At 69.8% G+C, this 21310-nt stretch carries 24 protein-coding genes; 7 read left to right on the top strand and 17 right to left on the bottom strand.

Annotated features, from left to right (window positions below; translation table 11 throughout):
• Nucleotides 1-52: 52 nt before the first annotated feature.
• Nucleotides 53-1693, top strand: a complete 1641-nt coding sequence (locus R3E98_21355) for an FAD-binding dehydrogenase (protein ID MEZ4425957.1) — start codon at nt 53-55, stop codon at nt 1691-1693.
• Nucleotides 1694-1696: 3 nt separating this feature from the next.
• On the opposite strand, the gene R3E98_21350 is transcribed toward R3E98_21355, so the two are convergent.
• The 3 genes from R3E98_21350 to R3E98_21340 all read right to left on the bottom strand — a co-directional run bounded on the left by R3E98_21350 (nt 1697) and on the right by R3E98_21340 (nt 3743).
• Nucleotides 1697-2170, bottom strand: coding sequence for a hypothetical protein (locus R3E98_21350; protein MEZ4425956.1), 474 nt, complete (start codon nt 2168-2170; stop codon nt 1697-1699).
• A gap of 89 nt (nt 2171-2259) precedes the next feature.
• A complete protein-coding gene (locus R3E98_21345; GenBank protein MEZ4425955.1) occupies nt 2260-2973 on the bottom strand; it encodes a DUF2490 domain-containing protein in 714 nt (237 codons plus the stop codon).
• Nucleotides 2974-3107: 134 nt separating this feature from the next.
• Nucleotides 3108-3743 carry a GntR family transcriptional regulator gene (locus R3E98_21340; protein MEZ4425954.1) on the bottom strand — a complete coding sequence of 212 codons (636 nt, stop codon included), beginning with the start codon at nt 3741-3743 and terminating at the stop codon, nt 3108-3110.
• Nucleotides 3744-3802: 59 nt separating this feature from the next.
• Between R3E98_21340 and R3E98_21335 the strand changes: the two genes are divergently transcribed.
• Nucleotides 3803-4813 (top strand): 1-aminocyclopropane-1-carboxylate deaminase, encoded by a 1011-nt coding sequence (locus tag R3E98_21335; GenBank protein ID MEZ4425953.1) that lies wholly within the window; start codon nt 3803-3805, stop codon nt 4811-4813.
• 90 nt (nt 4814-4903) lie between these two features.
• Here R3E98_21335 and R3E98_21330 read toward each other — a convergent pair whose 3' ends face one another.
• The 7 genes from R3E98_21330 to R3E98_21300 all read right to left on the bottom strand — a co-directional run bounded on the left by R3E98_21330 (nt 4904) and on the right by R3E98_21300 (nt 10715).
• Entirely contained in the window at nt 4904-6091 is a 1188-nt protein-coding gene (locus R3E98_21330) for a hypothetical protein (protein MEZ4425952.1), read from the bottom strand.
• Between the two features lie 89 nt (nt 6092-6180).
• Nucleotides 6181-6855 carry a GPP34 family phosphoprotein gene (locus tag R3E98_21325; GenBank protein ID MEZ4425951.1) on the bottom strand — a complete coding sequence of 225 codons (675 nt, stop codon included), beginning with the start codon at nt 6853-6855 and terminating at the stop codon, nt 6181-6183.
• Nucleotides 6852-7610, bottom strand: a complete 759-nt coding sequence (locus tag R3E98_21320; GenBank protein ID MEZ4425950.1) for a hypothetical protein — start codon at nt 7608-7610, stop codon at nt 6852-6854. The genes R3E98_21325 and R3E98_21320 overlap by 4 nt, the downstream gene beginning before the upstream one ends.
• Nucleotides 7611-7636: 26 nt before the next feature.
• Nucleotides 7637-8701 carry a ribosome small subunit-dependent GTPase A gene (gene rsgA / locus R3E98_21315; GenBank protein MEZ4425949.1) on the bottom strand — a complete coding sequence of 355 codons (1065 nt, stop codon included), beginning with the start codon at nt 8699-8701 and terminating at the stop codon, nt 7637-7639.
• A 7-nt stretch (nt 8702-8708) separates the two neighbouring features.
• Nucleotides 8709-9344 (bottom strand): class I SAM-dependent methyltransferase, encoded by a 636-nt coding sequence (locus R3E98_21310; protein ID MEZ4425948.1) that lies wholly within the window; start codon nt 9342-9344, stop codon nt 8709-8711.
• Between the two features lie 175 nt (nt 9345-9519).
• Nucleotides 9520-9984 carry a metallophosphoesterase family protein gene (locus R3E98_21305; GenBank protein ID MEZ4425947.1) on the bottom strand — a complete coding sequence of 155 codons (465 nt, stop codon included), beginning with the start codon at nt 9982-9984 and terminating at the stop codon, nt 9520-9522.
• Complete coding sequence (locus R3E98_21300; protein MEZ4425946.1) at nt 9981-10715, bottom strand: DUF4386 domain-containing protein; 735 nt, start codon at nt 10713-10715, stop codon at nt 9981-9983. The genes R3E98_21305 and R3E98_21300 overlap by 4 nt, the downstream gene beginning before the upstream one ends.
• A 257-nt stretch (nt 10716-10972) precedes the next feature.
• On the opposite strand from R3E98_21300, the gene R3E98_21295 reads away from it, so the two are divergent.
• Nucleotides 10973-11458, top strand: a complete 486-nt coding sequence (locus R3E98_21295; GenBank protein MEZ4425945.1) for a hypothetical protein — start codon at nt 10973-10975, stop codon at nt 11456-11458.
• Between the two features lie 10 nt (nt 11459-11468).
• Here the strand turns inward: R3E98_21295 and R3E98_21290 are convergent, their stop codons facing one another.
• The 6 genes from R3E98_21290 to R3E98_21265 all read right to left on the bottom strand — a co-directional run bounded on the left by R3E98_21290 (nt 11469) and on the right by R3E98_21265 (nt 15629).
• Nucleotides 11469-12161, bottom strand: coding sequence for a DNA alkylation repair protein (locus R3E98_21290; protein MEZ4425944.1), 693 nt, complete (start codon nt 12159-12161; stop codon nt 11469-11471).
• Nucleotides 12158-12910 carry a hypothetical protein gene (locus tag R3E98_21285; protein ID MEZ4425943.1) on the bottom strand — a complete coding sequence of 251 codons (753 nt, stop codon included), beginning with the start codon at nt 12908-12910 and terminating at the stop codon, nt 12158-12160. The genes R3E98_21290 and R3E98_21285 overlap by 4 nt, the downstream gene beginning before the upstream one ends.
• A 100-nt stretch (nt 12911-13010) precedes the next feature.
• A complete protein-coding gene (locus R3E98_21280) occupies nt 13011-13313 on the bottom strand; it encodes a hypothetical protein (GenBank protein MEZ4425942.1) in 303 nt (100 codons plus the stop codon).
• A 411-nt stretch (nt 13314-13724) separates the two neighbouring features.
• Entirely contained in the window at nt 13725-14135 is a 411-nt protein-coding gene (locus R3E98_21275) for a VOC family protein (GenBank protein MEZ4425941.1), read from the bottom strand.
• A gap of 37 nt (nt 14136-14172) precedes the next feature.
• Entirely contained in the window at nt 14173-14553 is a 381-nt protein-coding gene (locus R3E98_21270; GenBank protein MEZ4425940.1) for a RidA family protein, read from the bottom strand.
• Between the two features lie 152 nt (nt 14554-14705).
• Nucleotides 14706-15629, bottom strand: a complete 924-nt coding sequence (locus tag R3E98_21265) for an aldo/keto reductase (GenBank protein ID MEZ4425939.1) — start codon at nt 15627-15629, stop codon at nt 14706-14708.
• 163 nt (nt 15630-15792) lie between these two features.
• Between R3E98_21265 and R3E98_21260 the strand changes: the two genes are divergently transcribed.
• From R3E98_21260 to R3E98_21245, 4 genes are all read left to right on the top strand, one after another.
• Complete coding sequence (locus R3E98_21260; protein MEZ4425938.1) at nt 15793-16665, top strand: AraC family transcriptional regulator; 873 nt, start codon at nt 15793-15795, stop codon at nt 16663-16665.
• A gap of 247 nt (nt 16666-16912) precedes the next feature.
• On the top strand, nt 16913-18382 hold the full coding sequence (locus tag R3E98_21255; GenBank protein ID MEZ4425937.1) for a MarR family transcriptional regulator: 1470 nt from the start codon (nt 16913-16915) through the stop codon (nt 18380-18382).
• Nucleotides 18383-18458: 76 nt separating this feature from the next.
• Nucleotides 18459-19406 (top strand): NmrA/HSCARG family protein, encoded by a 948-nt coding sequence (locus R3E98_21250; GenBank protein MEZ4425936.1) that lies wholly within the window; start codon nt 18459-18461, stop codon nt 19404-19406.
• 108 nt (nt 19407-19514) lie between these two features.
• On the top strand, nt 19515-19898 hold the full coding sequence (locus R3E98_21245) for an SgcJ/EcaC family oxidoreductase (protein MEZ4425935.1): 384 nt from the start codon (nt 19515-19517) through the stop codon (nt 19896-19898).
• Between the two features lie 138 nt (nt 19899-20036).
• Here R3E98_21245 and R3E98_21240 read toward each other — a convergent pair.
• Nucleotides 20037-21310 (bottom strand): amidohydrolase family protein (locus tag R3E98_21240; protein ID MEZ4425934.1); only part of this gene is annotated, 1274 nt, incomplete at its 5' end.

Here is a 21310-nt window from a genome sequence, read left to right as displayed (position 1 = left end):
CCCGCCTGGTCGCGACGCCCGCAGGCGAGGGCGGCGGGGAGTGAACCCCCCTCTGCAGGCAGACGCCATCGTGGTGGGCGCCGGGTTGGCCGGCCTCGCAGCCACGGTGGAGCTGGCGGACCGGGGCCGGCGCGTGCTGCTGCTCGACCAGGAGCCGGAGCAGAGCCTCGGCGGACAGGCGTTCTGGAGTCTGGGGGGACTCTTCCTGGTGGGCTCGCCGGAGCAACGGCGGCTGGGCATCCAGGACTCCCTGGAGCTGGCGCTGCGCGATTGGATGGGCTCCGCCGCGTTCGACCGCCCCGATGACCGGTGGCCACGCCGTTGGGCCGAAGCCTACGTGCACTTCGCGGCGGGCGAGAAGCGCGCCTGGCTGCATGGCCTCGGGCTCCGGTTCTTTCCCGTGGTGGGCTGGGCCGAGCGGGGAGACGGCCAGCCGGGTGGGCATGGCAACTCGGTGCCCCGCTTCCATATCACGTGGGGGACGGGTCCGGGAGTGCTGGCGCCGTTCGAAGCGCGCGTGCGCGCACACGCCGCGGCGGGTCGGGTGAGATTCGCCTTCCGCCATCGCGTGGACGCGCTGCTGCGCGAAGGCGGGGCCGTCGTGGGCGTGCGTGGCGCCGTGCTGGAGCCGTCCGCCGTGGAACGCGGACGCGCGAGCTCGCGCGTGCAGGTCGGTGCCTTCGAAGCGCGGGCCGGAGCCGTGCTGGTGACGTCCGGCGGGATCGGTGGGAATCTGGACCTGGTGCGCCGGGCCTGGCCGGCCCGGCTCGGCACGCCACCGGCGCACATGGTCGCCGGGGTTCCCGCGCACGTGGACGGGCGCATGCGCGAGATCACCGCCGAGGCGGGCGGACGGGTGATCCACCCGGACCGCATGTGGCACTACACGGAAGGCATCCGGAACTGGGATCCCATCTGGGAGAACCACGGCATCCGGATCCTGCCAGGCCCGTCCTCGCTCTGGCTCGACGCGGAGGGGAATCGTCTGCCGGCACCCTGCTTCCCCGGCTTCGACACGCTGGGCACGCTCGCGCACCTCAGGTCGCTCGGGCACGAGCATTCGTGGTTCGTGCTCACGCACCGCATCGTCGAGAAGGAGTTCGCGCTCTCGGGCAGCGAGCAGAACCCGGACCTGACGGGCAAGAGCATCCGGCTGCTGCTTCGCCGTCTGCGCGGCGGCGCGCCCGGGCCCGTCGCGGCGTTCCTGCGCCACGGCGAGGACTTCGTGGTCGCCGATCGTCTGGAGCAGCTCGTCGACGGCATGAACCGGATCGGCGCCCCGCACCGCATCGATCCGGAGGGCCTGCGCACGATCATGGAAGCGCGCGACCGTCAGATCACGGACGACGACGCCACGGACGCGCAGGTCGTGGCGCTCCGCGCCGCGCGTCGCTACGTCGGGGACCGCCTGGTGCGGGTGGCACGGCCCCATCGGCTGCTCGATCCCGCGCATGGTCCGCTCATCGCGGTGCGGTTGCACATCCTCACCCGCAAGACGTTGGGTGGTCTGGAGACCGATCTGGAGGGTCGGGTGCTCGGCGCGGACGGCGTACCCATCCCCGGACTCTACGCCGCCGGTGAGGTGAGTGGCTTCGGTGGTGGGGGCATGCACGGGTACAACGCGCTCGAGGGGACCTTCCTGGGCGGATGCCTCTTCTCGGGTCGCAACGCGGGACGGGCCGCGGCGGGGTGAGGCTCAGCGCCGCTCGAACCGCGGGCGCCAGACACCGAGCGCCACGTTGACCACGCCCACCGTCATGAGCACCCAGAACGATCCCCACTCGGAACCGAGGGGTGCGTTCAGCTCGGCCCAGGGGATCTCGCCGGCCAACGCCGCCTGGGCCTGCCGGGCGGCGCGCTCCATCGGAGCCTGCACGTAGACCAGCGTCCCTTCGAGGATGAGGATCCCCGAGGCCAGCTTGGCCCACACCCAACCAGCGTTCATGTAGGCCGTGGTGGCCCCCATCGCCAGCAGACCGCTGATGGTGACGAGACCGATCGACGGCAGGAGCACCCACTCGGCGATCCGTCCCATCGTGATGCGGAGCGTGGCGAAGCGCTCGAGGTCCGACGGATCGGGCAGGGCCGTGTGCAGGACCAGCAGCCCCGCGAGCGCGCCGCAGTAGCCGATGGAGCCCATCGTGTGCAGGAACTTGAGCGTCTTGCGCATGCGGTCCGGACGAGCCGTGAGGAAGCCGGCCCTGCAGGGTGCGGTCAGGGATCGGACGCCCGCAAGGCGCGGTGGGTCCACCCCACGCCTCAGAACGAGACGTGCAGGCTTCCCTGGATCTGCCCCTTCGAACCCCCGACGACGGTCTGCACCATGTAGCCGCCCTGCACCTTGAGGCGATCGCTCCAGCCGTACCCGAGCGCGCCGTAGATCCGGTTGCGATCGAAGCGCTCGACGCTGCGACCGTCCCCGATGTCGCGTTCGCCGTTGATGAACAGCTCGTCGTACAGGGCCAGGTACAGCGCGCCGGCGCCGGTTCCCTGTCCGTTCAACGGGATGTCCGCGAACAGGGCGTAGCGGAAGCGCGTGCGGAAGTCCTGGCCGTCCACCCAGCGCTGCTCGTAGCGGTAGCGATGGCGGAGGAAGACGGCGTCGCCGAGGGACTGCCGCAGCAGCGCTTCCTGGTAGAGGCGCCGCTCGGCGCTGGTCTCGTCGCTGTCGCCGAAGGCGCCGCTGGTGATGTGGGCGGCGCCGGCAGTCAGGAGCAGCGGCAGCGTCCCGGGCGTCCACGTGAGACCTCCCCGGATGAGGAGCTGCTCCAGGTCGCCGCCGAGGTCCCAGTTCCGGTACTGGACGTCTCCCTGCAGGCCGATCGGGGTCCCGTCGAAGCGGGTGGACCAGAACAGCATGTACCAGGCGCCGATCTGATCCCGGTCCACCGATTGGGCCTGGGCTGTTCCTGCGGGGAGGAGCGCGGCGGCCAGGAGGAACCCTGGCACCAGAAGCGAGGAGCGACGTCGCATGCGTTACATATCCTGATTCAAGAGTCAGCGATCAGGACGGTAACCCCCATACGCCGGCCGAGTTTCCGACACCACCGCTCAGACCGGGATCACCGCCGAGCCCTGCCGGCCGCCCCCGGTTCCGCGCGGAGCCCTCAGACCGGGGAGGCTCCGGCAGCGGCATCGGTCAACCGCCCGACCAGACGCTCCCCCGCCATCCGCAGGTGGGTGCGCAGCACCTCCGCCGCCCCCGGGGCGTCGCGTGTCTGACAACGGGCCAGGATCTCCCGATGCTGCGCCGCGGACGCGGCCGCACCGGTGGGATCGTCCAGGTAGAGGAGGAGATAGGGCGCCACGGCCCCGTGCAGGCCCCGGACCAGCGTGAGCCCCCGCTCCCAGCCGGAGGGCCCGTAGAGCGCCTGGTGGAAGGTCCAGTTGCCGGCGGGCGTCGCGTCGGCATCCGCCTCGAGCGCGTGCTCGGCGCGGGCCAGATCCACGATCGTCGCCCGGGGGAGGGCCCGCTGCAGGAGCTCGGGCTCGAGGGCCAGACGGAGCGCGTAGATCTCCTCCGCTTCGGAGGCGGTGAGTCGGCTCACGGAGAACCCCCGGTTGGCGTCCACCGTCACCAGACCCTCGGCGGCCAGGCGCTGCAGGGCTTCCCTCAGCGGGATCTTGCTCACGCCCAGCCGGGCCGCCAGGTCGTCCTGGCGCAGCCGCGCGCCGGGCTCCAGGTCTCCTCCGAGGATGGCGGACCGGAGGGTCCCGCTCAGTTCCTCGACCGACTTGCCCATGGCGGTGCCCCTCCGCTACCGTATCGTATAATCGTATACGATAATCAGAGAGCTGCCCCATGTCACTCGCCGACTTCCCGCGTCATCCGCTGACGTTCGGGCCTTCGCCCGTGCACCCCCTCCGCCGGCTGAGCCGCCACCTCGGAGACCGGGTGGAGATCTGGGCCAAGCGCGAGGACTGCAACTCCGGCATCGCCTTCGGCGGCAACAAGGTCCGCAAGCTCGAGTACCTGGTCGCCGATGCGATCGCCCAGGGCTGCGATACGCTCGTCTCGATCGGCGGGGTGCAGTCCAATCACACGCGCCAGGTCACCGGCGTGGCCGCCCATCTGGGGCTGAAGGCGGTCACCATCCAGGAGGCCTGGGTGGACTGGCCCGACGTCGTCTACGACCGCGTGGGCAACATCCAACTCTCGCGGATCATGGGTGGGGACGTACGCCTGAACCCCGCCGGGTTCGACATCGGCGTGCGCGAGAGCTGGCGGCGCGCCCTGGAATCCGTGGAGGCCGCCGGCGGCAAACCCTACCCCATCCCTGCGGGCGCGTCGGATCATCCGCTCGGCGGCCTCGGGTTCGCCAACTGGGTCGTCGAGCTGGCCGAGCAGGAGAAGGCCCTCGGCATGTTCTTCGACACGGTCGTGGTGTGTTCGGTGACCGGCTCCACCCACGCCGGCATGATCGCCGGGGCGGCGCTGGAGGGGCGGGGGCGGCGCATCCTCGGGATCGATGCGTCCGCCACCGTGGAGCAGACGCGTGCGCAGGTGACCCGCATCGCGCGCGATACCGCCCGCCGCATCGGAGTGGAGCGCGAGCTGACTGAGGACGACGTCGTCCTGCTCGACGGCTGGCACGCCGGGGTCTACGGCAAGCCCGACGCGCGCACGCTGGACGCCATCCGCATGTGCGGGCGCTTGGAGGGGATGCTCACCGACCCGGTCTACGAGGGCAAGTCGATGGCCGCTCTCATGGACCTCGTCGACAGCGAGGGGATCGCGCCGGGCTCGAAGGTGCTGTACGCGCACCTGGGCGGTCAGCCGGCGCTGTCGGCGTATGCGGGGGTGCTGGGGTAGGGGGCAGACACGAGGGAGATAGCCCTCGAGCGATCTCGAGAGCAGCAGTCGCGGCTGCGGCGCGAGCCCTGCCCGCCCGGACGCAGTCGGTCAGCGAGGGAGGAGTCCGTAGAGGCGAGGCGTCTGCACGTCGAGACTGTCGGTCCAAACGCCCAGCACCTCGGCCGTTGCGAAATGCAGGAGGTCGAGGCCCGCCGGGACCTCGAGCTGCCCCTCCGGCCGACCATCGGGCATGAAGGAGTACCACCTCACCACCGGATCCCCCGGAACCACATAGCTCCGCACCCAGATCCGCCCATCCCCACCCGCGCGAAAGCGGTCGTAGGCGGGGACCGTCGCCGCACGAGGTCCTTCACGGTACCGCCAGTCCAGATCTGCCTGGTTCGCTCGCGGTCCCGCTCCGGCCGTTGCACTCCGCTGCGCCCGCTCAGCCTGCTCCAGGAGCTCAGGCGTCACAGCTCGCGGCTCCACACCGAGCCGGAACTCGACCTCCTTCACGCCGTTGTGGTCGTAGGCCGCGAACACGAACTGGTCACCCATCCCGTGCACCATGCGGTTCCCTGCCACCATGACGACGGCGCTGCGTCCGAAGAGCGGGAGGATGGGACGACCCTCCGCACCTTCCGCATGGTCGATCGACTCCAGAACCGCAATCGTGTCCCACGTCGAACCCGACCGATCGACGCGCAGGAACGGTGCAATCAGCCGTCCCTCACCCCGGGGTGCACCCGGAAAGAGGAGATTCTGGCGACCCAACAGACTTCCATCGTCGAACATGGAGCTCAGCGAGAGTCCGCCGGGACCCACTCGCGCATCGGCCCGTTCGACGGCCGTTACCCCCAGCAGGACCCCCGCCGTGGAGAGGAACGTCAGTCGGGACTGCCAGTAGTCGTACGCTACGATGGTGTCGCCACGCAGCTTCTGGATCCAGGCGATGGCCTCGAACTCGCCCGGCCCTCCCCCCGAACCACCGACAGTCCACAGGTGACGTCCATCGGGTGCAAAGCCTCGGATATCCGGAGGATTCGCGAAGTTTGCGGCAACGATGCCACCGTCCGACAGGCGGACCGCGCCGATGATGCGCGTGAACTCGTAGGCGCCGCCAGCTCCCGCCGTCGCGAGGTCCAGCAGCGGCACGTCGGTAAGCCGCCACGCGTGCACCGCCGCGGGAGAGGCATCCGCCCTGCTGCCCTCGTTGACGTGGTCACCCTCCTCCTGGACGCATGCGCCCAACGCCAGTGCGATGACGACGACTCCCCGGCACGCTGGCGCGCTCACCACCCTCCGGCGGAGTTCCGGTCCTTCCGCGGCAGCGGCCGCAGGGAGGCGTATGCCAGACTGTCGCCACGTGCTCCGCTCGGCGTGCCTCACGACGCCGCCGCGATCGCGGCGACCGTGGCCGCCTCGGTGGCCTCCACCGCGCTCCAGGTCGCCTCGACCGCGGGCGACATCTCGCGCAGCGCCTGCAGACGAGGCTTGAGCGCCCGCAGCTCGGAACGGCCGTAGAGCCCGCCGAGCAGCCGCGATGCGTGCGCCAGCCCGACGAGCACGGCCGTCCGTTCCTCGATCCGTGCGAACCGCTCCCCCGGCGCGTCCAGCGCGCCGCGGATGTCGGCGACGAGCGTCCGCTCCGGCCCCGGGTCGACCGTGGGATAGACCCGCCGTCGGAAGAGCAGCAGGATCTGATCCTCCGTCGCGCGCAGGACCCCACGGCGACACAGGTCACGCGCCACGCGATGGCGGAGCTGCTTGAGTCGACCGAGTCGGTGCACCGCCGTGGCAGGCTTGATCCGGCGTTTCGCCTCCCGCAGGCGCTTCAGCGCCTCGTCCAGGAGCTCGTCCCCGAAGCGCCTCGTGTCGACCACGGCCACGAGCCGCTTGCGGCCTTCGCCCTGGATCTCGACCCGCCCGGCCAGGACGAGCTCCGCCAGGAGGCCGCCCCCCAGCCCCATGTCCACCATGCTGCCGATCGGGACGGTTCCCTTCCGGTCGTGGAGGGCAAGCAGAAGCAGCCCCTCGTGGAGTCCCAGGGTCTGTCTCACGATCCCTCCATCTCGAGCCAGCTCTGCCAGGCCGTCCAGGCGTCCTCCAACGGCATGCCGTACGCCGTCTGGAAGCGCTGCCGCGTCGTCTCTGCAGGATCGTCGAAGGATGCACCCGCGAGCAAGGCGCGGAAGGCGCCGAGTCCGTACCGGTCCAGCAGCCAGCGCACGAAGGAGCCCGCCGTGGGATAGGTGATGGCATCGCTGTGCGAGAAGAAGTCAGGACTCCTCAGCAGGGCCGTGAGCGCGGGGATCCTCCTCTGCCGCAGGAACGTCCGCGCCAGGTCGTGGATGTCCTGACCGCTCCAGCGCGCAACCAGGTCCCCGGCGAACGGATCGGTCTGGTGCGCCACGGCCACCCCTTCGTTGAACAACGCCGGCGGATGCCCGAGGTGCAACAAGACGAGCGTGTGCACCCCCTCGTGGTTGTCGATCGGCCAGATGGTGTGGAAGCGCAGCGTGCCCGGCTCGGCGAAGCCGTTGGTGCTGCGACCGGTGATCGAGGCGAGATGGGCTCGATCCCGATACTTGAAGTACTCCAGGCGTCGGGGCTCCGTGATCTCGAGCTCGGCGCTGACCCAGGCGTGGAACGCCTCCTGCCACTCGACATCCACCGAATCGCCTGCGGCGAAGTGGAAGGCGTAGTGCTCGGTCGTGGTGGTCTCCGTGAGGTCCGATTCGACCTGCGCTGGATCGCCGCACGCAGCGAGGGCCGCGATCATCCAGGCGCCGGACACGATCGTGCGTCTCGCCACCGGCCGTACTCGGGCGCGCCGGCGGATCATCCATCCCTCCGGTACTTCGGATGATGCTTGAGCGTGCGCAGGGCCGTCTTGTGCTCCGCAACGTACGCGGCCTGGGCGCGGGGATCGTCCTTCCGCCGGGCGTACGCGACATCCGCCTGCAGCTTGCGGTAGCTCTCCAGCCGCTCGGCAGAGAGCGTTCCAGCTTCCACCGCGGCCAGGACTTCGCACCCGGGCTCCGTCGTGTGCGAGCAGTCCCGGAACCGGCAGCCGCCGGAGAGCGCATCGATGTCCGGGAAGGCCCGCTCCACGCCGTCACCAGCCTCGATCACGCGGAGCTCACGCAGGCCGGGGGTGTCCAGGAGCAGGGCACCGCCCGGGATCGCGAACAGCTCCCGCGCCGTGGTGGTGTGCCGGCCCTTCCGGTCGCTGGCGCGAACCTCCCCGGTGCGCGTCAACCGAGCCGAGGCCAGTGCATTGATGAGGGTGGACTTGCCCGCACCCGAAGGGCCGAGCAGAGCCACGGTCTCTCCCGGCACGAGGCGGTCGCGGAGCGCCGCCACCGAGTCCGCGTCGGTGATGCTGATGGCGTGCACGGGCACGCCGAAGGCGATCGCTCGGACCCCGGCGAGGCTGGCCTCCCGATCCTCCGCCAGGTCGCTCTTGGTGAGCACGATCTCCGGCGAGGCACCGCTCTCCCACGCCACTGCCAGATATCGTTCCAGGCTCCGCAGGTTGGGTGCTGTGTCCAGCCCCCGCACGATCCACAGGTGGTCCACGTTCGCGGCCAGCACCTGCGCGCCGGCCGTCGTGCCGGCCGACCCGCGCAGCACCGCCGTGCGCCGGGGCAGGATGGCGACGATCCCCAAGGGGTCCGAAGGATGCGACGGAGGGCGGCAGACCACCCAATCGCCCGTCACGGGAGTCGGGGCACCCGTTTCCCACCGGAGCAACCGACCCTCCACGGCTCCGGAGCGCGCGCGCAGGCTCCAGCGATCCCGCTGCTGGGCGGTGACGCGCGCGGGCTCGCCCGTCGGACCGTCCCACACCGCGAACGCCTGCGCTCGGGCCGCATCCCACCCCATGGGCTCCAGCACGTCCATCACGTCGCTATCCCTTTCGCAGCACCCAGGTCGTCATCGAGCGCATGTTCTGCACGACCGTCGTCTTCAGGGGATCGATCAGCTCGCCGCCGAGCGCCTCCGTCACCTGCACCAGATACGCTTCGTCCACCAGGAACCGGTCGCTGCCGTCTGGCAGGCGGTGCCAGCGGTCGCGCAGGTGCGTGACGCGCGTCTCGATCCCGATGCTGGAGGCCAGGCGCGCGAAGAAGAGGCCGCCGGAGCGGAGCACCCGCCACATCTCGCCCACCATCGTCTCGAAGGATTGTGTGCTGGGCGCGAAGTGGAGGACGGCGCTGCACAGCACGGCGTCAAAGTAGCCGTCCGCGAACGGCAGGTCCTCCAGGCTGGCCACCATGAAGTGGTCGGCGGGAAGATCCGGCGCCGCGTCGGCGGCCGCGCGGCGGATGCGCGCGATCTGCGCCTGGTCGGAGTCCACGCCGAACACCTCGGCACCGCACCGCATGAGGTACTCCGAATTGCGGCCGGCCCCACACCCGGCGTCCAGGATCCGCATGGCGGGGGTGAGCCGGCCGCGAAGGAGCTGATCGAAGACGTAGATGTCCAGGTTCCCGAATGTGGCCCGCAGGGCCTCGGTGCCGCAGGGAGGAGGCGGTGGGGGCATCGATCAGCTCCTCGGTTGCGGAAACCGCGACAACGCTCCGGTCCACGATCGCCGGGTGGGACGGGACGCCGCAACCGGCGGAGCCCGCGGGCAGCGGGGCGCGCCTGCTCCGGGGTCTACGTCCTGGCTGAGTCGGGCGTTTCAGGGGTGCGCACCGGTCCGGAGCAAAGACCCGCTACTCCACGGGGATCGGGATCAGCGTCGGGCGCAACCCATCCGGGTGCACCTCCAGCGAGGCCACCGTGACCGGTAGATCGAAGCGGCGCGGGCCGGCGCTTCCGGGGTTCAGGTAGAGCACGCCCTTCCGGTAGCGGACGACCGGCTGATGGGAGTGACCGAAGATCACCGCCGCGAACCCCGCGGCCGCGGGGTCCAGGTCCAGGTCCTCCTCTGCGTGCAACAGATACAGCGACCGCCCCTCGACCTCCACGACCTCCGTGAGGGGGAGCAGGTCCGCCCACGGCCCTCCGTCCACGTTGCCCCGGACCGCGATGACCCGCGCGATGTCCTCCAGCGCCGGGAGCAGCGTTCCGCTCCCCACATCGCCGGCATGCAGGATGAGATCGCTCCCCCGCAGGGCCTCGAGCGCACCGGGCCGGAGGAGTCCGTGCGTATCCGCGATGACGCCGATGCGCGTCACGGAACCGAGGCCGGTGGAGCCGCGGCCGCCGCGCGCTGCGGCCGTACGCCGCGGAAGCACAGGTACAGGGCAAGCGCCACCTCGCCGGTCCCCGCGGTGACGACCACCAGGCCTGCGGCGACGCCCTCCAGCCCGGGCTGCACGAAGACCGCGTACGTCTCGAAGAGGTAGCCGATCGCCGCAGCCCCCAGCAGCACGCCCAGCACGCTGGGGAACCACTCGGAGCGATGGAGCAGAACCGCCAGCAGGGCGCAGTGCACGCCGAAGAAGGCGCCGGCGAGGACGTAGCCGTAGCCGTGGAGCTCCAGCGAATGCAGCGCCAGGGCCTCGCGGACTGCCCCGTCCAGGCCGGAGAGCGCGCCACGACCCTCGAGCAGGAGGAGCGCTCCGAAGTGGTGAAGGAGATTCAGCGCGGCGATGGCGGGGTGGGCGACCAGACGGAAGGCCGCGGCGAGCAGCGCGAGGGTCTCTCCCGCCGAGCGGAGCACCACGTAGAGCAGCACGGCCACGGCGGCATCGGCCACGAAGGCGATCAGGTCCGCGAAGAACCCGAGCCGGAAGAGGACGGGCGAGGCGAGGATGCGATCCGCCGTCGAGACGGCGTCACCCGGGACCACGAGGCCGGTGCGCACGTAGCCCTCCGCGAAGCCCGCCGTCACGATGATGAGCAGATAGAGAACGCCCGCCGTTCGGGCGTACGTGCGCAAGGACCGGGGGTCGGGGACGGTCACCGAGGCTCGCTCCTGGTGAGGGAGTCGTCGGGGTGATGACGCCGCCAGCGCCGCGCGCAGCGATACGCCCTCGAAGGTCGGGGGCCAGCATGCTCCCGGCGGCGGGAGGACGCAAGCCGGCCTTGTGGACGACGGTTGCGGTGGGGTTGCGGCTGGGTCCGTGCGCGCGAGGGGCGCGTCGTCACGGACGACGGCGCTTCTTCGTTCTCCCAGGACGAGGCACCTTGCAGCCTGGACCCCCACGGAGAGAGTCACGCATGCGCGCTCGTGCCCTTCTGCTGGCGCTCGTCGCCGCCTCCGGCACGGGCGCGAGCGTCGCGCACGCCCAGGAGCGGTCCGGGCATGCGCTCACCTTCGTCCCGTCGGTGGGGTTCGCGGCCATCGCCGACAACGGCCATGTCGCCTCGGGCGGGATGACCGCGGTGGCGGAGATGGAGATCCGCAGCGGCCGGGCGGCGCTGACGGCCTACGCCGCGACGCGAGGGATCGGCGTCTCGTGCTCGGATGGCTGCGACCGCGGTGGGCAATCGCTCGGAGCCGATCTGTCGCTCGCAGCCGGCCCGCTGGGCCTCGGGGCCGGGATCGGCGCGTTGCACCGGTCCGCGGGGTGGCGCGCCCAACCCCATGGACGGGTCTGGTGGGATCGGGGCATCGTGCGACTCCAGGTCCGCGTCGAGGTGCCCGACGGCTGGGACGACGTGCACGTACCCCTGCTCGTGGGACTGCGGATGCCGGTCGGGTGATGCCCGACCGTCATCGTCGCGCGCCGCTCTTCAATCCCGTCTCGAGCTTGTGCGTGACCTCGCGGACCACCCGGGGCGCGAGCTCGCCTCGATACCGCTGGATGTACTTCCGGACGGCGCCAGGATCGTGCGGCACGAGTGCGCGCACGGCCCAGGACATGGCCTTGACGACCATGTCGTCGCGGTCGGCCCGCAGCAGATCACATACCCGCAGCGTGCGACGCACGTCGCCCGTCCCACCACGCGATCGCAGGTTGAGGGGCACCGTGCTGACCAGGGCTGCCCGGCGCCACCACCGATCGGCATCCGCGGCCCAGCGGTGGATGTCCGCATCGGCGATCCGTCCCTCCCGCCAAGCGACACCGGACAGGAAGCAGGCGAACGGGTCCACCTCGCCCCACGACTTCATCCCCTCTCCGAGTCGTTCCAGGGCCGCCACGTCGAGGGCTGCCATGGCCACGGGATGCGCGGAGACCAGCTCGTAGACGAACCACCGCGGGACGTCGGGGCTGCGCAGCAGATGATCGGCGAGACCGAACACGTCGTCGGCCCTGAGGTCCCTGCAGTCCCAGGATACGGCTCGACGCACCGCGCGCAGGTCCGGAACCCTGGCTGTGGGGGCGGACCGCACGCGATGCAGGGCCTCGTCGATCAGGGAGGGCGGGTGCGCGGGCGTGAGATCCGGCGGCTGTCGTGAAGTCACGGGCGCGGGGCTTCCGTCCCGGTGCTTTCACCGGCTTCGGGAGGAGCAGCGGTCCTTGGCGCGCTGAGGAATCGGCTGACGGAGTCGATCACGCCCTCCACCTGCTCGCGAGCCTTCCGACTCGACGAGGACCAGTAGCCGCGGGCCACCGCGAGCGCGCCACCCAGGCCGGTGGCGCCCACGGCAGCGCCCAACACCGGACTCACCTCGTTGCCGACGACCACCATGACGATCCACGCGGTGAGGGAGGAGAGCAGCGTGACCGTCCCGGTCACCGCCAGGGTGCCGCGACGGTCGAGGTCGACTGCGATCGATGTCCCGTCCGGATCCGATCGCGCAGTGACGCGAACGACATCCACGTCATCCGAGGAATGCCAGGCCAGCCCCATCGCGCTGGAGTGACCGGTCCCGGGTCGGGCGATCTCGATCTGCAGCGCCGACAGCAGTCGCGCCGCCTCAGCTTCGTCCAATGTGATCGGGAAGTGCGCCTCCTGGCCGTGCCGCAGCCGGCCTCCGATCAGCCGCTCCACGACGGACGGCGGCGCGGAGGAACGCGTGGAGAGGAGGCGAGCAGCGCGCTCCACCAGGGTCGGGTCGAACCCGGCCTGCGCCGCCGCCGCCTTCATCTCGGACAGGGTCAGTCCGTTCGACGGCGTCGCGCGCCCGTCCGGTGTCTCGGCCAGCTCCGCGGCCTTCCGCAGCACGAGCGCGAACTCCTCGTCGCTGTACGTTCGCCGATCGTCACTCATCGTTCACCTCGGGGCCACGCGCCGCAGGGCTCGCTCCCGAAGCCCGAGTCGGAGTCGCGGGCGGATCCCCGATCTGGAGGGGTCCGAGCAGGCGGGTGCGCTACGATCCCCCGCACCGCTTCACGATCTCTTCCATCCGCGCTCGCGGCTCACCCAGACTCCGCGCGTCCAGGGCGTCGTCGAGGTCGAACCGCACGGCTTCCGCGGCGCGGCCGGCCGGTCGATTCAGGCCAAACGCATGACCCTGTTCGAAGTTGATGGAGATCGACGTCAAATCCCCTTCGCGGCCGCCGGCCGTCCTCCCCATCCCGCGCATGTCGGAATAGCTGCGAACCGAACCATCCTCGGTCAGGGCCACTGCGATCCTCTGCTCCTGCGGGTCGCCGTAGATGTACGAGAGCACCCTGGATCCGAGGGCGGCGGGTACGTCGCGCAGGTCCTCGCATCGGGGTTCCCGACCGGAGTGCGCTACCAGTGGCGCGAAGTCCTCGGCCTTGCCCAGCACTGCGGGCGCGAGCGCCTGGGCGCGCGCACGGAACTGGGGGGGCGGGGGACTTCCGCAACCTTGACTGGGGAGACCCACCGCCAGCGTCAGCAGCAGCGATCGTTTCAAGGACCCCCCCTGGCTCGGGTGGACAGCTGCTCTGCGGTAGGCGACGCCGTGGTCCCGGGCAGCGGACCGTCGGCGGGCGGACGCACGGGGAGAGGCCCCCGTGCCCGCGTGTCGGCCATGCCTCAGCATGGCTCGAGACTGCGTCGTGGGCAAGCCGAGCGCGGCCCCGCGCAACGTGCCGCTCGGGCCGCCCGCGCCGTCTCAGGTGAGCTGACTGATCTCGAGCAGATGGCCATCCGGATCGCGGAAGAAGGCGCGGATCTCTCCGCCACGATCCACGGGCTCGGCGAGGAACGCAGCGCCTCGGCCTTTCAGCGTCTCGTACGCCGCCCAGCAGTCGGGGACCCGGAAGGTCAGTTGGTGGCTCACCCGGTCCGGGTCGTCCGGAACCGCGAAGGTGACCGTGGGCTTCCCCGGCGTGGGACCGCCGCCGGTGACCAACAGCAACCACGTACCCTGGAGCTGCAGAACGGCGGAGGTGCCGCCGTACTCGCGGAAGAGGGAGGCACCCAACACGTCCGTGTAGAAGGCCAGCGCTCGCACGATGTCCGACACCACCAGGAGGAGCGTCAGCTCCACGCCCTCCCCAGGAAATCCTGCGGTATCGTTCAAGGCCGCTCCTGTGTGTGGACGTCGTTTCGACCCAGCCTCAGGCTTCCGCGATCGCCGCGATCGAGACCTTGAGACCCGGTACGCGGACCGGCAGCTTGGCACCTTGCCTGGCGGGGGGATCGGTCGGAAACCATCGCAGCCACTCTTCGTTCATGCCGGAGAAGTCGTCCTCATCGGCGAGCACCACGGTCGCGCTGACGACCTTGTGCAACGAGCTACCGGCCGACTCGAGGATGGCGGCGATGTTCTTCAGACACTGCCGCGTCTGCTCCTGGATCGTCGTCCCGACGATCGCACCGCTGCTCGGGTCCTGGGGCGCCGTGCCCGACACGAAGATGAATCCTCCTGCTCGCACGGCCTGGCTGTAGGTCGGCGGAGACTTTGCGGCGTTGTCGGTGCTGATGATCTCGCGTGCCATACCTCTCTCCGACGTACCGGCATGAACCGGCGCTCCGTTCACGCCTCGGCGGTTCCGGGGAGCGCCCCCCCTCCGCTGTCAGGATGCCGGGGCCGATCGGCGAGCGGCAAGGGCGGCCACGGATCCTCCGTCGGCATTCGGAGGAAGACCTACTAGTCGGCCTTGATCGGATCCCCCGCGGCCCACGCGACGCCCCCGCCGCGGTCCATGCGCGCGAGGAGGTCCATGTCCGCCTTGTCGAGCTCGAAGGAATAGAGGTCGAGGTTCTGCCGGACCCGCTCCGGATGGGTGCTCTTGGGAAGAACCGCGAATCCCCTCTGGACCGCCCAGCGGAGGAGGACCTGTGCTTCCGAGACGCCGTGCTTGGACGCCAAGGCCTTGAAGGGCGAGTCCTCGCTCGCGCCGTCTGTGACCATCGCCGCGGTCTTCGCACTGGCCTGACCCTCCACGGCGCGCCAGCTCGACAGCGGCACGAGGCTGCTGTACGCGATGGGCTGGATGCCGGCCTCCCGGAGGTAGTCGACCAGGTCGGGCTTCTGGGACCAGGGATGAAGCTCGATCTGGTTGGCGTCGGGAAGGGGGAGTCCCGCGCGCTCGATCTCCCGGATGTGATCGATGCTGAAGTTGCTCACGCCGATGGCCCGGATCCGGCCTTGCTCCCTCAGGTCGACGAGCGCCCGCCATTGCGCGAGTCTGCCGGTGCCGGCGAACGGAGCGTGGATCAGGTAGAGGTCCACGTGGTCCATGCCGAGCCGCTGCAGGCTGCCCTCGAAGGACGCCACGGTCGCGGCGGCGTCCTTGGCCGGATCTCCCCACGCCGGATTCCCCGGCCACAGCTTGGTCGTCACGAAGACGTCCCGGCGCTCCAGGCCCAGGGAGTCGATGGCGTCCCGGATCCCCTCTCCCACGCCCGCCTCGTTTCGGTAGGCCTCGGCGGTGTCCACGTGTCGGTACCCCGCTTGAAGCGCCGCGCGCACAGCGGCGCCGGCTTCCTCATCGGGGATCAGATAGGTGCCGAACCCCACGGAGGGCATCTCGACTCCGTTGAGGAGTCGAACGAAGACGGGACGGCTCACGGCAGGCTCCCTGTGTGGTGTGCGAGGGTCGATCAACGTAGCCGAGGAGGACCGGTCGGGCCTGCCGGATCCTCCGTGATTGCTGCCTGATCCTGCCGCGGTGCTCCCGGGCCGCTTCCACCGCCGCGCGACACCGACTAGGATCGGGGCCGGAGGCGGACCCATGACGACACGAGAACGGCTTCAGCGTCTTGCGGGCGCAATCCCGGATTCCGGTGGCGTCGAGGGCTACGTTTCCGGCGCATTGCCGGGCCTGGGCTTCTTGCGGCACTCCGCTCCGACGCCGATCGAAGGCACCGTCTACGAGCCGGTCGTCTGCCTGATCCTGCGCGGGAGGAAGCGGACGACTGCGGGGTCCATGGCGGTGGAGTTCGGACCCGGCGAATCCCTCATCGTCAGCCACGCTCTCCCGGTGCTCTCCCAGGTCACCGAATGCCCGTACCTGGCGATGACGCTCGCCCTCGACATCGGCATCCTGCGCAGCCTCGTGGATCAGATCGATGAGAGGGCCGACACCGGGGCGCGAGCGGCCACCCTGGACGTGGAGCGGACGGAGGAGCTTCTGATCGAGGCTCTGACCCGCTACGTGGCCGTGGCCGGGAGCCCTACGGAAGCCAGGGTCCTGGCCCCGCTCGTCTTGCGGGAGATCCACTTCAGGCTGCTGATGGCACCGCACGGCGGAATGCTCCGGAAGCTTCTTCGGGCTGACAGCACGGCGAGTCACATCCATCGAGCGGTTCGGGAGATCCGGGAGAACTTCCGGTCGACGTTGTCCGTCCCCCGACTGGCCAGGCGGATCGGGATGAGCGAGTCGGCGTTCCATCGGCACTTCAAGTCGATCACCGGCACCACTCCCCTGCAGTACCAGAAGACGATGCGGCTCTTCGAGGCTCGCCGGCTCATCTCCGCGGAGGGATACGGGGTGTCCCGCGCGGCCATCGAGGTGGGATACGCGAGCCCGACGCAATTCAGCCGGGAGTACTCGCGCGAGTTCGGTGTGGCACCGCGCGTCCACACTGCGGTCGCGGCGCGCTGAGCCGGAGCTCGGCGGGGACCTTCGAGGCGACTCGGGGGCGGAGGAGCCGGATCGCGACGCTTCGGACGTCGTCCGAGATGTCGGCTGTGCTGCCCGCGGCGGTGCAACCCACCGGCGGCCACGCGTGTCGGATGCTCCGGAGAGCCTGAACGCCCCCATCCTCCAGTGAGGTGATGGAGTGCTGCTCCCGGTGCTGCTCGTAGCGCTTGGTCAGGTCGCGGGTCTCGATGGGACGCCGCAGAACCCCGTGACCGCGATCCTCGAGGCCTTCGATCCAGCCTGGGTCGTGGCTCTCGGTGAGAACCACGGACATCTCGAGTTCCACGACCTCGTGCTCCGTCTCCTGGAGACACCGGGGGCAGCCGACGTCATCGATGACATCGCTGTGGAATGGGGCAACGCGCTGTATCAAAGCGTGGTGGATCGCTACGCCCGCGGAGATGACGTTCCCTGGGATTCCGTCACGATGGCGTGGCGCAACACGGTCGTCTCGCCGAACACGGTATGGGATGCGCCCGTCTACGAGCGCTTCTTCCGTGCGGTACGGCGCGTGAACGCGGCACTTCCTCGCGAGTCGCAGTACCGGGTCTTGCTGGCAGACGCCCCGGTGGACTGGTCGCAGGTCGACTCCGTGGCCCAGTTGAGCCCGTTCTTCGACCGTGCACGTTCGATGGCAGACGTGATCCGGCGGGAGTCGCTGCGCGAGGGGAGGCACTGTCTCTTCCTCGCCGGAGGTCTCCATGTCGCCAAAGCGCCTCGGGTCCGGCGCTCCTCCCGGGGAGTCCCCACGGCGGAGGTCACCCCCGTCGCGTGGCTCGAGCTCCACCACCCTGGGGCCACCTACGTGATCCAGTCGATGGGACGGGCGGAGGAGCTGGGACTGGCAGACCTCGTCGGGTCCGGGGCGCCCCGGCTGGCGACGACCGCGGGTAGCGCCATCGGAGCGATTCCCGCCAATGCCGCCACCGCGCTGCGGAACCGTGATGGGTCGCGACCGGACGTCTATGGGACCTCGACCCTGGCGGAGATTCTCGACGCAGTCGTGCTGTGGGATCCGACCGACCTGACGTTCCCCGCCGCGGATCCGTCCGTCTATCAGACCGATTGGTATTGGGCCGAGTTGAACCGTCGCAGCGTGATGCTGCGTGGCGAGCCGATGGATGCGTCGCTCAGGTCGCCCCACCGGGATCCGCAACGCTCCGCTCCAGGTGGAAGGCCCTTGCATTACTCCTCGCGAGGAGTATTATTGGTCATGTCGACCCTGCACCCGGCCCAGGCCATGGGCATCGACGCGCCCGAGGAGCGTGTGCTGATCGCGCTCGTCCGGGCGGCCCGCGTGGCTTCGGCGCGGTCGGATGCGGTTGTCCGCCAGGCGGGCCTCTCCCCCTCCCAGTACAACGTGCTGCGCATCCTGCGCTCCGCAGGAGACGGGGGGTTGAGCAGGAGCGGGATCGGAGATCGCATGGTGACCCGGGAGCCGGACCTCACCCGGATCCTCTCCGGACTCACGCAGATGGGTGCCGTGACGACCCAGCGCTCGTCGGAGGACCGACGGAGCCGGGTGAGTTCGATCACCCGGCACGGGCGTGCGCTGCTCGACGGGCTTGACCGGGAGGTCGGCGAGGCGGCAGCCGCCTCGCTCAAGGCGTTGAGTCGTGCCGAGCTGGACACGCTCGAAGCGTTGTTGGAGGCCGTCGGGCAGCAGCTCGACGACTGAACCCCCGTGGCGCTCGCGTGCCGCCTGCGGAGACCTCGCTCCTCGCGTGGAGCCTACCAGGAAGTGGAGAGGAACCATGGCTGAGAAGGTCATTGCGGTGGTCGGCGGTACGGGCTCCCAGGGCAGCGGCCTGGTGCGTGCGATCCTGGACCATCCCGACAGTGGGTTTCGCGCGCGAGTGATCACCAGAGACGCGACCTCGAAGAAGGCCCAGGCCCTGACGGCAGCAGGCGCCGAGGTGGTGCAGGCCGACCTCGATGATGTGGACAGTCTGATCGCTGCGTTCGCAGGCGCGCACGGCGCCTTCTGCGTCACCAACTACTGGGAGCACATGTCCCCCGAGCGCGAGATGGCGCAGGCGAAGAACCTGGCGACGGCCGCTCGCGAAGCGGGCGTCCGCCACGTCGTCTGGTCCACGCTCGAGGACACGCGGCGCTGGATTCCGCTCGAGGACGACCGCATGCCGACCCTGATGGAGCACTTCAAGGTGCCCCACTTCGATGCGAAGGGTCAGGCGGACGCCTTCTTCGCCGAGGCAGGCGTTCCCACGACGCTGCTCCTCACGACCTTCTACTGGGACAATCTCGTCCACTTCGGGATGGAGCCGCAGCGAGGCGACGATGGCGGTCTGGTGTTCGCGCTGCCCATGGGCGATGCCAAGCTCGCCGGGATCGCGGCGGTCGACATCGGACGGTGTGCGTTCGGGATCTTCCAGGGCGGCGATGCGTTCATCGGGAAGACCGTCGGCATCGCGGGCGAGCACCTGACCGGCGCGGAGATGGCGAGCGCACTTGGGGAAGCTCTCGGCGAACCGGTCACCTATGTCGCCGTGCCGTTCGATACCTACCGCTCCTTCGGGTTCCCCGGGGCAGACGACATGGGGAACATGTTCCAGTTCTACCACGACTTCAACGACGTATTCACGGGCGCCAGGGATGTGGAGCTGTCTCGCCGCTTGAATCCGGAACTCCACTCGTTCCGTGACTGGCTCGACGAGCGCGGCGGAGAGATCCCCCGACACTAGGCGGCATCTGCGTCGGGCACCGCGAACTGTGATCCACCCGTGGCGCACGCGTGCAGACCACGTAGACCCCGACACTCCTCGCGTGGAGGCAATGGATGGAGCGACACGATGACACACCACGAAGAGAGCATCCGCGCACTCCTGGCGAACTACGAGCTCCTGCTCAATGCATCGGACGCCGAGGGCATCGCTGAGCTCTACTCCGCCAACGGCATCTTCATGCCCCAGGGCTTCCCGACGGCCGACGGGCGCGATGCCGTGCTCGCCACCTACCGGACGATCTTCAACACCATCGCGCTCGACATCGAGTTCACCGTGGACGAGATCGCGGGAGGCGAGGGCATCGCCACTGCCCTGACCCGATCGAACGGCTCCGTGCGCGTGAACGCGACCGGCGCCGAGGCGCCGGAGTCCAACCGCGAGCTCTTCGTGTTCGCGCAGGAGGACGGAGCCTGGCGGATCGCCCGCTACATGTTCAACAAGGCGGGTTGACCGGTCCGCTCCGATCGGCCGGCATCGCCGGGGGATCCGCCTCTGGGGATGCCGGCCGCCGTCGATGAAGTAGTTCCAGCCCAATGTGTCCACAGAATGGGGGCGGTGGGCAGCCCCGATTGAAGGGCGTTGGTCCGGTCACCGGTGCCGCGCAGCGACCCGACCGGCTGCGATGACCATCTCGATCGTTCGCGTGGCCGCGATGCTCCGGGTGGGATCGACGCTCAGGACAACGAGGTCAGCCAGCTTGCCGACCTCGACCGTTCCTATCGAGTCCGCCAGACCGAGCGCAGCGGCACCACCCATCGTGGCCATCGAGAGGATGCTGTGCGGAGAGATGCCAGCGTCGGCGTAGAGACTCATCTCATAATGGAACGAGGCGCCCGGCGTGATCCAGGCGTTGCCCACGTCGGTGCCGACGCCGAGGCGTACCCCCTGCTCATGGAACGCTCGCACGATCCCCAGCACGCCGGGCCAGTAGACGCGCTCCAGTAGCGCGGCCTCCTCGGGGCCAACGTCGTCGCCGTACTGCGGGTGGCGCGTCTCCCATCCATGCGGCCACCACCCTGGGAGCTCGGTCTCCGGCGCGAGGTGCGTCTCGAACCGTGGGAGAAGGCTGGCGTCCTTTCCGAGCCCCGCGGCTTGAGTGATCGCCAACGTCGGGACGACGGTCACCTGACGATCCTTCAGCAGCTCTACAAGATCGCGGAATGCGGCTCCGTTCGGTGCGTCCGCGTACCCGGCGTACCACTCCGCATCCGTAGCAGAAGCCGGATTCGGAAGGTTCACGATCTCGTCCATGGGGGTCCCGTAGCCGGAGTGCACCAGCATGGACACCCCAGCCCGTGCGGCTTGCGTCCAGGAGGTGGCCCCCGCGTGCGCGATCACCGGAACACCGGACAGTGCAGCCTCGTCCACCACGACCCCGGCCAGATCAGGAGAGACTCCAGAGTAGATCTTCACGAAGTCGACTCCAGAAGCGATCTGGCGACGGACTTCGGCTCTGGCTTCGGCCTCCGTCTCCACGAGGACCGCCCAGTCCATTGACGCCTCAGAGAGGTCACGGCGTTCGATGATCGGGCCCGCGGTGAGCATCCTCGGCGGCGCACCGGCGATCCGGTCCCTGAGCTCGATCCCGGATCCGACCCGCGCGCCCGGATTGAGGATCGTCGTCACGCCATGCTCGACGAGTCGATCCAGGATGGCTTCCTGTACCGCCGAGTCGGGCGGCAGGTGGACGTGGAGATCGACGAACCCCGGAACAACGAAATGCCCACCCACATCGATGGAGGCGGAGCCAGCCCAGGCGTCGGCGGAGACAGGTCGTATGGCCTCGATCCGGCCACTGCGGATGGCGATATCGACGGGTGCTCGCGGTGTGGCGGCTCGCGCATCCACGATCCGCGCGTTCC

It is taken from the genome of Gemmatimonadota bacterium, from assembly GCA_041390125.1.
GTDB lineage: Bacteria > Gemmatimonadota > Gemmatimonadetes > Longimicrobiales > Gaopeijiaceae > JAGQIF01.
Note: the sequence above shows the minus strand (reverse complement) of the source record. Positions and strands in the feature narration are given on the sequence as shown.